Origin of the sequence: Spiroplasma endosymbiont of Lariophagus distinguendus (assembly GCF_023846195.1) — a bacterium.
GTDB lineage: Bacteria > Bacillota_I > Bacilli_A > Mycoplasmatales > VBWQ01 > Spiroplasma_E.
This window is the reverse complement of sequence record NZ_JALMUW010000024.1, coordinates 1-15,822: the sequence shown is the minus strand read 5'-3', so window position 1 is coordinate 15,822 and position 15,822 is coordinate 1. Positions and strand designations below refer to the sequence as shown.

The window sequence follows — 15,822 nt, the reverse complement described above, 5'->3', positions numbered from 1 at the left end:
TAATTTTATTTCTTTATTATTAGAAAGAAATAAAAAAACCTATTTGTTCAAGATTAACTTAATTCATTTTTAAATTCATAAATATGAATATCAGTTTTATCAACAACAAAACCAATAACATACGAAATACCACAAAGAAAATCAATAATTCTTCTTCGATCATTTTCAACAGTTGTTGTTAAATTAACTTTAATTGGTTTTTGTAAAATCATAGCATTAGCAACTGATTCAATTTCTTGATAATTTTTAGGAGCAAATTCTTGTATTTGTTCTTGAAAACTGGTTTTATAATTACTATTTTCATCATTGTCTTTATATTTTTTACTTCTTCATCCCATAATTAATTAAACTCCCTTTCGTCTTCGTAAAAATGATGGTAAATCATCATCTGCTTCCATTGCTGCTTCTTGGACTAAATTTTGTTGTTCTTCTTCTTTTTTCTTTGTTTGTTCTTTAATTTCTTCACTTAAATATTGAGTCTTATTGGTAATAAATTCATGATTATCAACTTTTGAACTATAAACAAAATTATTAGCATTAGCACCTTCTTCATCAAAACCAGTGGCAATAACTGTTACAATCATTTCATCATTTAAATTTTCATTAACAGCAACACCAAAAATGATATTAACATCATTACCCGCAGCATCACGAACTAAATCAACAGCAATATTAGCATCAGTTAATGTCATTGTTGTTCCACCAGTAACATTAACAATAGCATTTTTAGCACCCTTAATTGTCACATCATCAAGTAAAGGAGAAGAAATAGCTTTTGTTGCGGCTTGTTTAGCTTTATGTTCACCCTTTGACATTCCAATACCAAATAAAGCATTACCTTTATTTTCAATAATAGTACGAACATCAGCAAAATCTAAATTTATTAAAGCAGGAACAGCAATTAAGTCAGTAATAGTCTGTACACCTTGACGTAAAATATTATCTGCTTCTTTAAACGAATCTTTAAGAGGGATATTACCAATTACTTGTAATAATTTATCATTAGAAATAATAATAATTGCATCAACTTGTTTCTTTAAATTTTCAATTCCAACTATAGCATGAGCATTACGATTACGTCCTTCAAATTTAAATGGTTTAGTAACAATAGCAATTGTTAAAGCACCACATTCTTTAGCAATTCTTGCAACAATTGATGCAGCACCAGTACCAGTACCACCACCCATACCAGCAGCAATAAAAACCATATCTGCACCATCTAAAGCACGTTTAATTTCTGCTTCACTTTCAATTGCGGCTTGTTTACCAATTTCGGGATTAGCTCCTGCTCCAAGTCCCTTTGATAATTCTTTGCCCAAAATAATTTTATTTTCAGCTGGTGATGCATTAACTACTTGTGCATCAGTATTAGCAACATAAAAATCAACACCTTGTACCTCTGCTTCAATCATTCTATTAACAGCATTATTACCAGCACCACCAATACCAATTACCCGAATTGATGCTATTGGTTTAAATTGTGAATTATTATGTTCCATTTTATTTTCCTCCTGAGTAATCAAATTGTCTTCTTCTATTTACTACCATCATTATACTGATAATTTGGTTGAAAGGGGGAATTATAATGCTTATTATCATGATTATTAGAATGCGTATAATGATTTAATTTTGATACAATTTCTGGTTTATGTATTGATGAAATATAATTATTACTAAAAACATTTACTAAATGTTGGTAGTGAGTATTACCGATTAAAGTAGTTCACTGATAACTATATGCACCAGGAGTTTGACTGAGCATATATTTTACTTCTTTTAGTTTGCTATTATTTTTAAAATAGTTGGCAAAACCACATAAACCAATAGTAATTCCCGTAAAAATAGTTTCCATATCTGAACTATTATTATCACTAACTTCATCAAGAAAATATTCAATACAAGAAATAATTTCATTAATTTGTCTTTTAACTGTTGCTTGTAAATCAGTTTTTGTTAAACGAACAATAGATTTTGTTTGATCATCAACATACTTATCAACAACAACATCGCATAAATAATTACTACTTATATTAATAATTTTTTGTAAATATCTTTCAGCTTTATCATAACCACAATGCATTTGCTTCATTAATGATTGAATTATTTGATTTCAACCAATTTTAATATTAGTTGTTGCAAATAATACTGAATTACTAAAAACACTAATCTTAGTACTATTAATATTTCAATCAACTAAAACTGTATTACGATTAAAATCAGTATTTTTAATATTACATACTAATGCAAATTGATCTAAAGTAACAGTTAACAATTCTGTTTCGGCATTAGTTAATACTTCGAGGTGAGAATTATATAAACTTTTAGGTAATGAATAAACTAAAGCATCAACATGCATAACTTGTCCTTTTTTTGCAATTGGTAATTGTTCATTACCAATTGCATGATCAACTTTAAAATTGTATGGTTTAGTTAAACAAATAATTTCACTATTATCAATAGTAATGTTTTTAGCCATTTCAATCACTTTACTACAATCTTCATCAGTGATAATGTGATTAGCATCTTTAAAATCAAATGATGCTTGTGATTGATAAATTTTTAAATTATTTGAAGGTAAAGTTAAGGCAATACGTTGTACTTTTATATTTAAAGTATTATTAATTTTATTAATAATTTGCCTTAATAACTTACCTGTAGCAATTGAATTAATAATTACACCATTTTCAGAAAACTGTTCAGTATCAACAGTTTCTTTATATAAAACCTGAATTTGATTATTAACATAATTATTAACCATAACTTTTAAACTAAAATCTTCAATTTGACATACAACATATAGTTCTTGAAAATTCATATTGCTCACCTCCAAACATTTTTATGAATCAATATAAGTAATAACTCTTAGTTTTGCACTTCGTGCTCTTGGATTTTTATTTATTTCATCAGGCTTTGGTGTAATTGGTTTTTTAATTATTAACTGATATTTTGTTTTTCAATTATTGTGAACTGGTAATTTAGCATATAATTGTGCTTGTGGATCAATTAAAACTTCATTAAAAGTTTGTTTAACAATACGATCTTCTAAAGAATGAAAACTAATAACAACAATTCTACCATTAGATTTTAATAATTTCAAAGATTGTTTTAAAGAAGATTTTAATGTTTCTAACTCATTGTTAACAGCAATTCTTAATGCTTGAAAAGTCTTTTTGGCAGGATGATGATGCTTATTTAATACTCTTACTGGTAATGATTTTTTAATAATCGTAACCAATTGTAAAGTGGTATCAATTGGTTGAAAAGTTCTTGTTTTAATAATATTTTTAGCAATACTACTAGCAAATACTTCTTCACCATAATTTTTAATAATTGTTTTTAATTGCTCATAATTATAATTATTAACAATATCTCACGCATTTAATTTTTGACTTTGATCCATACGCATATCTAACTTAGCATCTTTCATATAACTAAATCCTCTAATATCTTCATCAACTTGTGGTGATGATATACCTAAATCATATAATATACCATCAACTTTAGTAATATTTCTTTTTAAAAGCTCAGATTGAATATTTGCAAAATTACTTTTAATTATTTCATATTTATCTTTAAAATCTTTTAAAATAATTTTACTATTATCAATGGCCATTTGATCTTGATCAAAAGCATATAGTTTGCCAGAGGTAAGTTTTGATAGTATAACTTTACTATGACCTGCTCGTCCTAATGTACAATCGACATAAATACCATCAGGTTTAATATTTAAGAAATCAATTGCTTCTGTTAACATTACAGAAATGTGTCTTGCATTGATATTATTCATAATTTTTATATCTCATCTAGAGCTGCTGCTGCCGACTCAAATTTATCCTTGGTATCTTGATTAAAACTATTTCAATTAGTTTCTGATCAAATCTCAATTTTATTGGATAGTCCAATCATAATTACTTTTTGTTTAATATCAGCTAGTGTCAATAATGAATGTGGAATATTAATGCGACCTTTACTATCAATAGTTAATTCTTCTGAATTAGCAAATACTTGTCTTGCTAAAATTCTGGCTTCTTTCTGACCTTCGGATTGTGATAAGATTTTATCTTGTCATTTAATAAATTCAATTTCGTTACGAATAACTAAACAGCCTTCAAAACCTTTAGAAACAATAACAATCTCATTGTTATGAAAATAACTTCTAAACTTAGAAGGAATTATCATTCGTTTCTTTTCATCTAATGTTGACAATGATTGTCCTAGTAGCATAATATCACCCACACTTTCCCACTATTACCCATATTATATAACCTTTGGCATATAATTGCAATTGATTACTTTAAATGTATGACTAGTCAGTAAAATAAAAGAACATATAATAATAAAAAATAAAAACTCATTTACTTTAAAAAAATAAAGAAATGAGTTAAAACTTTTTAAATTTACCGTTTGTCAATATTATATGCTTTTATAAAAAACAAATATAATATTTTATTATATTATTCTAAGTTTTATTATAATTACTTACTTAGAAATTAAATACTTTTGATCAAATTAAATAGTGTTATTAATAAAAAAGTTTTTAAATTTAGGTAATTTATTAGAATTAGAAATTGCTGAACCAACAGCAAAATGAGTGTGATCTAGTACATTGGATACATCTCAATTTGAAAGATCTTGATCAAATAATACTGAGCCAGCAAACATACCAGTCATAATTCTTACATTGGATACATTTCATTTTGATAAATCTTTATTAAATGCTAAAGTATTGGCAAATGTACCAACCATATCTTCTACACTAGATACATTTCAAGTTGATAAATCTTGATTAAATAAAAAACAACCAGTAAACATACCGCTCATACTTCTTAGAACCTGTTTAGGATCTTTTTAATAAAATTGAAATAAAGGAAAGAACAACCATTTGTAAGCTAGTATTTAATTTTCTTTCACAATTTTTTCATAATCTTCTGCATTTTTCTAATCATGCAAAACTTCGTTCTACAACTCATCTTTTTGGCAATAATACAAAAGAATGTAATTCATTACGTTTGATAACTTCAACATTTGCATTTATGATTGTTTTGATTTTAAAAGCAAATTTTTCACCAGTATAACCAGCATCTACTAGTATTTTTTGAACTTTAGATAAATTTTCTTTTTCATTTTCAATCATTATTATAGCACTGTTACGATCTGTTTTTTCTGCTGTGGTTATGTAAATTGCATGTGGTAAGCCTTGAGAATCAACAGCAATATGACGCTTTATTCCTGAAATTTTTTTACCAGCATCATAACCTTTATTTTTAGCAGTATCTGTGTTCTTAACACTTTGTGAATCAATTATACAAAAACTAGTTTGTTCTTTTCTACCATTATTGATACGAACTTTTCTAACTAATTTTTTTTAAAACTAATTGTAATATACTAGGTTCTTTACCATTATTTTTACTTCAAATTTGAAAATAATAATATACAATTTGTCATTTTGGAAAATCTTTTGGCAACATTCTTCATTGACATCCACTCTTTAATACATATAAAACTGCACAAAATACTTCATATAAATCTAAATTTCTTGGTTTTGTTTTCTTTTTGCTATTTTCTAAAATTGATCTTATGTTCTCAAATTGTTCTTTAGTAACATGACTTGGATAATTTTTATGCATATATACCCCTTATCTTAAAATATATAGTCATTTTACGTTATTTTATAAAAGATTCCAAACAGGTTCTTACATTAGATACATCTCAAGTTGAAATATTACCATTAAATGATAAAGCACCAGCAAACATACCACCCATACTTCTTACATTAGATACATTTCATTCTGACAAATCCTGATTAAATGATGATGAACCTTCAAATGATTCAAAAGCACTAAACATATTATTCATAGTTGTCACCTTCGACACATTTCAATTAGTAATATTACCATAAATACTAATGTGTCACTAAACAGACTGCTCATATTTGTTACATTAAGCTGACAAATCCTGATTAAATGATTTCGCACGAGTAAACATATAACTCAAAGATGTTATTTCTGATGGTAACTGATCTGGTACTTTTTGAATTGTTTTTGGCACTCTAGCAACTTGAATTTCACCTTGTCGATTCTTGTTAATAATGATTTCATAATTAGTCCCCTTTATTTTCCCCAATAACTTTTTCTTAAATCTATAAGTTATCTATATTTTAAATTGTTTAAAGAGAAATGCAATAACTGACTTGTATATTAATATACTTTTTAAATTAAAATATCTAATTATTGAAGGAAATTATTAAAAATTATTGACTAATATGAAATAATTTTATTTTAAAGATTTTACTTGTAAGAAAATTAGCATTTTTAAATGTAATATCATAACTTTTATTATCTAAATTATTTTTAATTTTATAACTTAAAACTGCACTAACACTACCATCATCATGTTTAAATGTATTCATTGCAATATCACTTAAAGTAAAATAACTATTATTGTTAATATCAAAATATTTACTATACATATCTTTATATAAATTTTCTTGGTCCTTTAACATATTATCAAGAATACCATTATGATGTGTTTTATCAACTATTATATTTAGTAAGGAATTTAAACTGCTAGTAGGAGTATTTAATCAATTAGAAAAGTTTGCAAGAACACTATCTTGTTTAAAATTAGTTTCATCACCAAATTGAACACCTAATAATTGTAATATTTCTTTAGTTTTACTAATATTATCTGTTGTTGGGTGATTAATAATATATTTAAGATTATTTAAAGCATTAATAAAATCTTTACTACCGAAAGTTAAATCTAAATATTTTACTAAATCTTTTAAATCAATTAATGGATTTGTTGTTAAATATTTGTTAGTAAACTCAAATATTTTATTAATTGTGTCATTAATTGGAACATTTTTAATTGCTGATTCTAAACTATTAACAACTTGTTGAGGAATATCACTAATAGCTGAAATAAAAGAAAATTTCTTTTGAATCTCAGGTAATGTTCAATATGAATCAGTTCATGCAAAGGTAGCTTTCGCAATAATATCTTCACCAAAAGGTCCGGTCATTAAATTGGTAACTAATTTAAGCATATTATCTTTTGAAGATATTAATTCTTGAAAAATAGTTAATACTTTTTTTAGTTGAACTGTATTATTTTTAAGTGGGGTTTTATCATCTCAAGTAATACTATCAATACCAAGAGTTGGATTAGTTAATTTTAATACTTCACTTTTAACCATTGGTATTATTGTTTTTATTAAATAAGGTCATGCCACTGGATTTGTTAAAATCTTATTAAGAGTTTCACTAAATGTAGCATTAAAATTATCAGAATTAAAACCGATAGGTCCAGCACCTCATAAAGCATATTTAATATTATCGCTAATCATTTCCCCAATATATTTTCCTGATATTGACTTAAACATATAATTAAAATTAACACCAGCTATATATTCATAAAATTGATTTCAATTTCAATTTTTTGCTTCATCTTTAACATAGTATCACTTTTCATGACTTGGAATATTTCAAGCTTGAGCAAATGTCGCTTTCTTTGACATATAATCTTGCATTTTTTCAAAAGTAGTATTACCACTAAAATTATCTTCTTGATCTCAATCTGCTAATAATTCATCAATAGTATTAGTTATAATTGGAATATAATTAGTATAAGATAAGTAATCATTAATATTTGGTATTAAATTTTTAATATTTTTTAACATTCCATCAATCATATTAACAGTATCATCATTAGATAAAATAGAATTATTTAAATAATTTTTAAGCATTGGCAATATGTCATGATAACTACTATAGTTATTAATATTATTAGTGATAGCATCAACTTTACATTGATTAATACCATTACGTTGAAATAAAGACTGAATAGTATTAATACTATTACCATCTAAGTTACTAGTTCAATCATTAATAAAATCATTTCCAGTATTCTTACCTGTAAGATTATCAATTTGAATAGAAGGGGTTTGATTATACATATCATTTAATAAATTATTAGTATTAAAACCTTTATTTTTAGCAATTAATAACGATTTACCAACAATAGAGGTTTCATTAGCATACTTAGTTGCTGTTTTAGTATCAACATTGTTGTTGGCAAAATTATTAATACTAATATTGTTTGTATCAATTGTGAATGCTAAAAGCGACATGCTAGAACTTAATAAAAGGCTGGTAGTAAAAAATAAATTTAATTTTCGTCTCATATTTTACACTCCATTTATAATGATTTTCTTATTATTATAAACTATTACAAAATAATGTACAGTAAATTTTATTTTTAAAAAAAATATCTACTAATAAGTTAAATTAGTAGATATTTAATACATTTTAATTATGAATTTAATTAGATATTCCGTTTTTGTTAAGTTAGGACTAATAACTAGTAAAGGAATATTTATAAATTTATGAGAAAGTATGTTTATTATATTTTTTTGTTGTAGAAACATTAGTTTTTGGTGTAGAAGCATTAGTTTGTGTTTTATTAAAAACATGTGTTGGTTTAACTGAATGATTATTCTCTTGAGTAAAATGAGAATTTTTTTTGTGTTGATGTAATTTATTATTACATTTATTAAACAAATGTTTAATCAAATGTAAGAACCTGTTTGGAATCTTTTATAAAATAACGTAAAATGACTATATATTTTAAGATAAGGGGTATATATGCATAAAAATTATCCAAGTCATGTTACTAAAGAACAATTTGAGAACATAAGATCAATTTTAGAAAATAGCAAAAAGAAAACAAAACCAAGAAATTTAGATTTATATGAAGTATTTTGTGCAGTTTTATATGTATTAAAAAGTGGATGTCAATGAAGAATGTTACCAAAAAATTTTCCAAAATGACAAACTGTATATTATTATTTTCAAATTTGAAGTAAAAATAGTGATAAAGAACCTAGCACTTGACAAGTAATTTTAAAAAAAATTAGTTAGAAAAGTTCGTATCAATAATGGTAGAAAAGAACAAACTAGTTTTTGTATAATTGATTCACAAAGTGTTAAGAACACAGATACTGCTAAAAATAAAGGTTATGATGCTGGTAAAAAAATTTCAGGAATAAAGCGTCATATTGCTGTTGATTCTCAAGGCTTACCACATGCAATTTACATAACCACAGCAGAAAAAACAGATCGTAACAGTGCTATAATAATGATTGAAAATGAAAAAGAAAATTTATCTAAAGTTCAAAAAATACTAGTAGATGCTGGTTATACTGGTGAAAAATTTGCTTTTAAAATCAAAACAATCATAAATGCAAATGTTGAAGTTATCAAACGTAATGAATTACATTCTTTTGTATTATTGCCAAAAAGATGAGTTGTAGAACGAAGTTTTGCATGATTAGAAAAATGCAGAAGATTATGAAAAAATTGTGAAAGAAAATTAAATACTAGCTTACAAATGGTTGTTCTTTCCTTTATTTCAATTTTATTAAAAAGATCCTAAACAGGTTCTAAGGGATTTACCATAGAGTGATGATGGTGACATAAAATATCAACAATATTAGTTAATAAATAATTAACATTTTTATTAGCTTCCAAATTATGTTGGATAGGTTTTTCCAAACAGGTTCTAAAAAGTAGGAATAATATTATTATAATTAGCGATATCTCTTTCCTGTAAATATGTTAACATTTCCAATACTTTTTTATTATTTACTAAATCATTATTACTTTTAAATTTAAACTTTCTATTCTTGATAATGCTACTATGATAAGAATTTGGATCACATAAACGATATTTTATTTTCCTTGATGATTTTATTTTCTTTTTTCTTAATTTCAGAAAAAATATTATTATAAAACCAATTAAAAAAATAATACTCATGATAATAATTAAAATAACTATTAACTTCATATGTTACTCCCACATTTTATTTTTAATTAATAAGTATTAATTTAACATTTTATTTTATAAAATAAAATACTTTTTATTAAAAATAATAACGTTTAGCAGAACCTATCTTTCTTTCAACTAAGCTAAATAAGATAAAGATAAAAATAAATCTTAAAATTTCAATACCAAGTAAAATAAATAATATAATTACTGAATGATTATTAAAATTAAGAATATTATTATCATATTCATCAGGTCTTGGTAGGTTAGGACTAAAATAAAGTACTACTAAAGTTAAAACAAAAGATAAAGTAGCAATAATCGCATTTAAGGGTACTATTACTAGACCAGCACTTACTTTTTTGATAGTATCTACTTTTAAATTTTTACTTTTATTACACAATTTAAAAAGATAGTAGTAAATAAAATAAAAAGAAACAATAAATAAAATATTAGCAATATTATCAAAGAAAATTTGAATTGGCGGATGATCACTATCTGCTAATAAATGTAATCAAGGTTCAATAATACCAATTGCTAATGTATAATATAAACCAATAATTGGTAAAGCAAAAGCAATAATTAATGAATCAAAAATTCTTAATGGTAAAATTACTCCCATAAACTGAATAGGTATTTCAATTAATGAAGAAGCAACAGCTAATCCCAATAAAATTCCTGTCAAAGTAATATTAAAAATTTGTTGTTTTGAATTAATCTTTATTTTTTTCTTTGTTTTTATATCTACTTTTTCTTTTTCTTGGTCAACACTTTTAACTATCATTATAACTTCTCCTTTTTAAAATAGGTATTTAATTAATTAAATACTTATTTATAAAAATTATAAATTACTTTTAATTAAAAAACAAGACATTTATTAAATTTTTATAAAAACTATTAATACTACTCTAATTTAGAAAATTAATTAACAATAAAAATATCATAATAATAATTTGATAGATAATTTTTATTAAAATAAAAATAACAAAAACTAAAAAAATAAATTATAATATTAATCATTAATTTAAATAATGTTAAATCCTTATATAGATATTTTTCTGTATTAGGATTTTTATTAAATAAAATTGCTAAAAGAAAAGGAAGATTAAAAGATGGCAAAAAAATATACACCGGAAATAAAAGAAAAAGTATTAGAACCTGTTTAGGATCTTTTTAATAAAATTGAAATAAAGGAAAGAACAACCATTTGTAAGCTAGTATTTAATTTGAACTTGTCAAGAAAAGTGGACAATAAAAGTAACCTTTTATTAAATTTTATAAAATAGCGTTTGTAAGTGTTAAATTTATAGGTATGAAGTAATTATTTGTTGGTTTGGAATGAGCTAATCGATATTCGATTGGACTCATTCCTTTTAATTTTATTTGAGGTCGATAATTATTATAAAAGTAAATATATTTAGGTAAGTTGTCTTGTATTCATTCAATAGTTCTATTTTTTCTTGGAATTTGATATAGAAATTCTGTTTTCATTGTTCCAAATCAAGTTTCAGTAGCACCATTATCACAAGAATTACCTCTTCTAGACATTGAAATTTTTATTTTTAATTCATCACATAAAATTTTATAAGAAGGATTTGTATAGTGAAATCCTTGATCTGATTGTAAAATTCATGAAGTAGGTTTTTGAGCATTAACTCAAGCTTGGATAATGTTTTGGACAACAAATGTCATGTCTAAACTTGCACTTATTTTATAATCTAATATTTCATTATTATGAAAATCTTTAACAATTGATAAATAATATGTTTTACCATTAGTTAATAAATAAGTTATATCAGTACCTAATTTTTGATTTAAATTAGTAGTTGAAAAATCACGTTTTAATAAATTATCATATCTTAAACTTCCTGATTTAGTTCTATAATCAAATTTTTTTATGCAAGACCTTAAACTTTAAACTCATATTTTCATATATCTATATACAATATGAAATTTTAATTTTAAATTATAAATTTTGTTAATTCATAAAGTTATCATTTTATAACCATAAATTTCTTGAAATTCATAAAAAATATTTTTAATTATATTGGCTAAAATGTATCTCATTTATTAAATTCATTCATTCCATTCTTAATTCACTTATAATATCCTGATTTTGAAACATTTAATAATCAACATAAATAACTAATCTGATATTTTTTTTCAATGAGAAAATCACAAAATATTTCTTCTTTTTTGTCGATTTTTCTAAATACTTTTTTATATCGTTCATTGCCTCAATATATTCAATTAATTCTTGTTTTGTCATGTCATTAAAATTTAAAGATTTGGGTCGACCTGTTCTTTTGGTTTTTTTAGCACGAATTCCATTGCCATATTCTAAACCTTTTTCACCTAATAATTTATATGCTTTAATTCATTCTTTTATTGATGATCGACCAATACCATACTCTAATGCGGTTTTATCAATTGTTTTAATTTTACTTATTTTTATTATTTTTAACTTTTCTTCTTTTGATAGTCATTTAGCCATAAAAAAATGAACACCTTCCTTAAAGTATTTTTAACACAAAGGTTACAATTCTGTGTCTACTTTATTCTAGATGTTCAGAAGAGTCAGAAATAAAACAAAATAGTGAAGAATCTTTAGTAATAGAATTAAAAAAAATCAATTAAAATATATTATTTAAATATTAAAATGTTGTACTAAAATTTGTACTGGCCTAACTAATAATAAATATAAAAGCAAAACTGAAGTAAATTTAATTAAATTAAATGGTACAAATACAATTCAAATCTTATCTTTAAGATCACCAGCACCATACATGTCTAAAATAAAAGCTCAATTATAAAAAGCACTAATTAATGATACTAAAATACAAGTAATAACAACTGTTGGTATTTCAATAATCATTAATCGTTTTCAAGAATTATTAGATTGCGTTTTTCAAAATGGTAACTGCTTAAATAATAATTTAAAACTACTATATAATAACAATAAAGTAATGGTACTTAACATATAAGCAAATTCACCAATTGGTTCAGCATTACCAGAAGGAAAATGAGGTAAGATTAAACTTAGTCAAGGAACAATAATAGCAATTAACAAACTATAAGGAAGTTTAATAATTAACAATGCAATTAAATTAATAGTATTACCAAAATCAATTTTTAAAAAAGGTAAAAAAATAGGTGGTGTTTCTAATAAGGTCATTAATGTCGTAACTGCCAATAAACTACTAATTAATGCTATCCTATGAGTAGTTAATTTTAAAGAATTATTAATATTACTTTTAAATTGTTGTCACTTTTTCTCATATTTTAAACTCATCTTTTACTCCTTAAAATACATTTATTATTTTAATTATATATAAAAAAACGTTTATTTATTATATAATAAAATTAATTTTTAAAAGGAGATGAAGTATTAATGAATAAAAGTGAAAATAACATTGTGCAAATGGTAGTTGAAATTCCCAAAGGATCAAGTAATAAATATGAATATGATTGAAAATCTAAAACTATGATATTAGATCGTGTTCTTTATGGTGCTAATTTTTATCCCGGTGAATATGGATATATTCCTGAAACTTTAGATTATGATGGTGATCCTTTAGATATTATTAGTTTAATTACTTATCCAACTTTCCCTGGTTGCTTAGTAGAAGTTAGAGTTTTAGGAATGATTAAAATGATTGACGGTGGTGAAGTTGATACTAAATTATTTGGTGTTGTTAATTCTGATCCACGCTTTAATGAGTATCAAGATCTAAAAGATGTACCACAACATTTACGTGATGAAATTGTTAATTTCTTTTTACAATATAAAGAATTACAAAAAAAGAAAGTCATAATTGAAGGTTGAGGTAACTTAAAAGAAGCATTAACTGAACTTACAACATGTAAAAATATGTTTAAAGAATATCAAAATGAAATGAATAATTTACCAAAAGCACAATTAGTGTCATTATTAAACAAAAAATAAACAAAAAGTGTAATATATTTTTAATATATTAAATCATTTATCCTTAAATACAACTGAATAAAATTAAATAGATGAACAACTGTTCATAAAAGGGAAGGCTTTTCTCCCTTTATGTACTATTTTTAAATTTTATCACATAAATGCTGAGAAAAGCCTATCTACGGACTTCTCCCCACATTTTTAAATCAAACATAGCATTACAATTTCAAAACTAGGTATCTTATTGAATTTATATGCAGCTTCTTTTGCATATAAATGAACATGATGTTTTGCAACTTTGATATGTGTTTTAAATGTTCTTCTTATATGTTTTCAAACTGATTCAATTTGGTTGGTATTTACACCAGTTTTTGAAACATAGCTATCTTGATGATTGACTGTTTCATGCTTAGTGAAAACCGATTTAAAATCGCAATATCCTTTTCAAAAATCAGTATGTACATGACACTTTGAAGAAATGTGGTTTCTTGCAAACTGCAAAAGATTTTTACTTTTTGCATTTTTCAATACTTTCACAATTAATTTATTGGTTGTTTTTTCATAAATACCAACAATCAAGGTTTTATTCACCAAGGATCTTCCTTGTTTTTTAAAACCCATATGTGAAAGATACATTTCATCCATTTGCACTATGCCCTCAACAATAAATTGTGATTCTTGTTTGGCAATACAAGTTCTGATTTTATGACCCATTCTTCAAGCAGTTTTCAAAGTTACCCCCAATTCTTTTGCAACATCAGTTGATGGAATTCCATGTTTGGTGTTTATTCATCTAAAGATGAGATAAAACCAAGATTTCAAAGGTATTTGTGACTTGTAAAAAATGGTGCCATGAAGAATACTAAATGTTTGATGACATTTCAAACATCTTATTCTTCTTAAATCAGAAGTATTCAAATTTGTTCAATAACACCTGATACATTTATTTTCCTTCAAACTTACTATATATTTCAAACAATCTTGTTCTGTTTGAAAAGTATTGTTGAACTCATTCAATTTCATTGTTTCCTCCACAAGTACATGTGGGGAGAAGTCCGAAAGGGAATTAAGTAATCTTAAGCTGCCCCAGCAACTGTGATACTGATAAAAGTTACATAATCCATTGAAATCAAAGATTTTGAGAAGGGTAACAAGTAAAATGAAGTTAAGCCAGTAGACCTATCTATTTAACACTATTAAACTAATCTCTGGGTGCAGATAACAGTTATATAATTTTAATTGATGTTTTATCTCCGATTAGTATAACTAAACCACCTTTATGAGGTGGTTTTAAATTTAAAAAATAAAGAAAGCCGAGAACAAATATGAGTAACCATGTCCAAAAATTAATTCGTATCTTGATTATTCCTTCATATGCAGCACTAGTTTTTGCTTTAAAAGAAGTACTAGCAATATTACCAAATATTGAAGTTGTAACTTTTCTATTAGCATTTTCAGCATTAGTTTTTCCACTATATATGTCAATTACTATTCCTTTAATTTTTGCTTCATTAGAAATTCTACTTTACGGTGGTAATAGTTGAATATTTTTGTATTTTAGTATATGACCAATATTGGTCATAATAATTTGAATATTTCGTCATTTAATTAAAAAGCATTGATGAATTTTTGTAATAATTACAAGTTTATGAGGTTTTACTTTTGGTACATTTGATGCTCTAATTCATTTAATATTATTCGGTAAATCCAGTTTTTATCTTTACTGATTATCTGGATTAAGTTTTGATGCTATTCATGGCATTGGTAACTTCATGTTTAGTAGTTTTCTGTATAAACCAATTATCAGTATTTGAAATAAATATTTACAATATTATATTATTATTGATAATAATATTATTGAAGAAAGCAATGATGAACAAACATCAAATAATGAATTATTAGTTGAACCATAAATATAAATTTATATTTAAATAATTAACTATTCATATAATATTATTTATATCATTAAACTGATGATGAAAAGTATTTATTTCAATCTCTTATTGAATCTTTTTCTTCTAAATTAAATGAATTTATATATTTTTTCAAATCATTTTCTTTTGCAAATAATT

The 15,822-nt window shown here is 24.4% G+C and carries 20 protein-coding genes and 1 riboswitch; of the genes, 3 read left to right on the top strand and 17 right to left on the bottom strand.

The window, feature by feature from the left end:
- Nucleotides 1-53: 53 nt before the first annotated feature.
- From sepF to M0D11_RS03130, 11 genes are all read right to left on the bottom strand, one after another.
- The gene (gene sepF, locus M0D11_RS03180) at nt 54-338 is read right to left on the bottom strand and encodes a cell division protein SepF (RefSeq protein ID WP_174480582.1); all 285 of its coding nucleotides are present in this window, start codon (nt 336-338) and stop codon (nt 54-56) included.
- A gap of 6 nt (nt 339-344) precedes the next feature.
- Nucleotides 345-1,499 carry a cell division protein FtsZ gene (ftsZ, locus tag M0D11_RS03175; protein ID WP_252320022.1) on the bottom strand — a complete coding sequence of 385 codons (1,155 nt, stop codon included), beginning with the start codon at nt 1,497-1,499 and terminating at the stop codon, nt 345-347.
- A 35-nt stretch (nt 1,500-1,534) separates the two neighbouring features.
- Nucleotides 1,535-2,815 (bottom strand): cell division protein FtsA, encoded by a 1,281-nt coding sequence (locus M0D11_RS03170; protein ID WP_252320020.1) that lies wholly within the window; start codon nt 2,813-2,815, stop codon nt 1,535-1,537.
- A 21-nt stretch (nt 2,816-2,836) separates the two neighbouring features.
- Nucleotides 2,837-3,787 carry a 16S rRNA (cytosine(1402)-N(4))-methyltransferase RsmH gene (gene rsmH / locus M0D11_RS03165; protein WP_252320018.1) on the bottom strand — a complete coding sequence of 317 codons (951 nt, stop codon included), beginning with the start codon at nt 3,785-3,787 and terminating at the stop codon, nt 2,837-2,839.
- 5 nt (nt 3,788-3,792) lie between these two features.
- The gene (mraZ, locus tag M0D11_RS03160) at nt 3,793-4,224 is read right to left on the bottom strand and encodes a division/cell wall cluster transcriptional repressor MraZ (protein WP_252320016.1); all 432 of its coding nucleotides are present in this window, start codon (nt 4,222-4,224) and stop codon (nt 3,793-3,795) included.
- A 285-nt stretch (nt 4,225-4,509) separates the two neighbouring features.
- A complete protein-coding gene (locus M0D11_RS03155) occupies nt 4,510-4,821 on the bottom strand; it encodes a BspA family leucine-rich repeat surface protein (RefSeq protein WP_252320014.1) in 312 nt (103 codons plus the stop codon).
- 16 nt (nt 4,822-4,837) lie between these two features.
- Nucleotides 4,838-5,627 (bottom strand): IS5 family transposase gene (locus M0D11_RS03150; RefSeq protein WP_368862535.1). Its coding sequence is split into 2 segments (ribosomal slippage): nt 4,838-5,360 and nt 5,359-5,627, totalling 792 coding nucleotides; the frame shifts between segments, so codons are not numbered across the junction.
- Between the two features lie 37 nt (nt 5,628-5,664).
- The gene (locus M0D11_RS03145; RefSeq protein WP_308699603.1) at nt 5,665-5,865 is read right to left on the bottom strand and encodes a BspA family leucine-rich repeat surface protein; all 201 of its coding nucleotides are present in this window, start codon (nt 5,863-5,865) and stop codon (nt 5,665-5,667) included.
- A 75-nt stretch (nt 5,866-5,940) separates the two neighbouring features.
- Nucleotides 5,941-6,123: a BspA family leucine-rich repeat surface protein gene (locus M0D11_RS03140; RefSeq protein ID WP_252320008.1), complete on the bottom strand. Its 183-nt coding sequence runs from the start codon at nt 6,121-6,123 to the stop codon at nt 5,941-5,943.
- 127 nt (nt 6,124-6,250) lie between these two features.
- The gene (locus tag M0D11_RS03135) at nt 6,251-8,131 is read right to left on the bottom strand and encodes a hypothetical protein (RefSeq protein WP_252320006.1); all 1,881 of its coding nucleotides are present in this window, start codon (nt 8,129-8,131) and stop codon (nt 6,251-6,253) included.
- A 253-nt stretch (nt 8,132-8,384) separates the two neighbouring features.
- Nucleotides 8,385-8,573 (bottom strand): hypothetical protein, encoded by a 189-nt coding sequence (locus M0D11_RS03130; RefSeq protein ID WP_252320004.1) that lies wholly within the window; start codon nt 8,571-8,573, stop codon nt 8,385-8,387.
- Nucleotides 8,574-8,645: 72 nt separating this feature from the next.
- Between M0D11_RS03130 and M0D11_RS03125 the strand changes: the two genes are divergently transcribed.
- A protein-coding gene (locus tag M0D11_RS03125) for an IS5 family transposase (RefSeq protein WP_368862531.1) occupies nt 8,646-9,435 on the top strand; the annotation gives its coding sequence in 2 pieces (ribosomal slippage) (nt 8,646-8,914 and nt 8,913-9,435; 792 coding nt in all).
- Between the two features lie 126 nt (nt 9,436-9,561).
- Here M0D11_RS03125 and M0D11_RS03120 read toward each other — a convergent pair.
- The 5 genes from M0D11_RS03120 to M0D11_RS03100 all read right to left on the bottom strand — a co-directional run bounded on the left by M0D11_RS03120 (nt 9,562) and on the right by M0D11_RS03100 (nt 13,117).
- Nucleotides 9,562-9,846 (bottom strand): hypothetical protein, encoded by a 285-nt coding sequence (locus tag M0D11_RS03120; protein WP_252320003.1) that lies wholly within the window; start codon nt 9,844-9,846, stop codon nt 9,562-9,564.
- A gap of 76 nt (nt 9,847-9,922) precedes the next feature.
- Complete coding sequence (locus M0D11_RS03115; RefSeq protein ID WP_252320001.1) at nt 9,923-10,609, bottom strand: hypothetical protein; 687 nt, start codon at nt 10,607-10,609, stop codon at nt 9,923-9,925.
- A gap of 491 nt (nt 10,610-11,100) precedes the next feature.
- Nucleotides 11,101-11,583, bottom strand: coding sequence for a transposase (locus M0D11_RS07205; RefSeq protein WP_498050357.1), 483 nt, complete (start codon nt 11,581-11,583; stop codon nt 11,101-11,103).
- 367 nt (nt 11,584-11,950) lie between these two features.
- Complete coding sequence (locus M0D11_RS03105) at nt 11,951-12,319, bottom strand: hypothetical protein (RefSeq protein WP_252319997.1); 369 nt, start codon at nt 12,317-12,319, stop codon at nt 11,951-11,953.
- Nucleotides 12,320-12,472: 153 nt separating this feature from the next.
- Nucleotides 12,473-13,117, bottom strand: coding sequence for a hypothetical protein (locus M0D11_RS03100; protein WP_252319995.1), 645 nt, complete (start codon nt 13,115-13,117; stop codon nt 12,473-12,475).
- A 99-nt stretch (nt 13,118-13,216) separates the two neighbouring features.
- Here M0D11_RS03100 and M0D11_RS03095 point away from each other — a divergent pair, with 99 nt between their 5' ends.
- Complete coding sequence (locus M0D11_RS03095; protein ID WP_252319993.1) at nt 13,217-13,771, top strand: inorganic diphosphatase; 555 nt, start codon at nt 13,217-13,219, stop codon at nt 13,769-13,771.
- Nucleotides 13,772-13,951: 180 nt separating this feature from the next.
- On the opposite strand, the gene M0D11_RS03090 is transcribed toward M0D11_RS03095, so the two are convergent.
- Entirely contained in the window at nt 13,952-14,572 is a 621-nt protein-coding gene (locus tag M0D11_RS03090; RefSeq protein ID WP_252318950.1) for an IS1595 family transposase, read from the bottom strand.
- Nucleotides 14,573-14,764: 192 nt separating this feature from the next.
- Nucleotides 14,765-14,951: riboswitch (cobalamin riboswitch) on the top strand.
- Nucleotides 14,952-15,075: 124 nt separating this feature from the next.
- On the opposite strand from M0D11_RS03090, the gene M0D11_RS03085 reads away from it, so the two are divergent.
- Nucleotides 15,076-15,663 carry a hypothetical protein gene (locus tag M0D11_RS03085; RefSeq protein WP_252319991.1) on the top strand — a complete coding sequence of 196 codons (588 nt, stop codon included), beginning with the start codon at nt 15,076-15,078 and terminating at the stop codon, nt 15,661-15,663.
- The last annotated feature ends 159 nt before the right edge of the window (nt 15,664-15,822 follow it).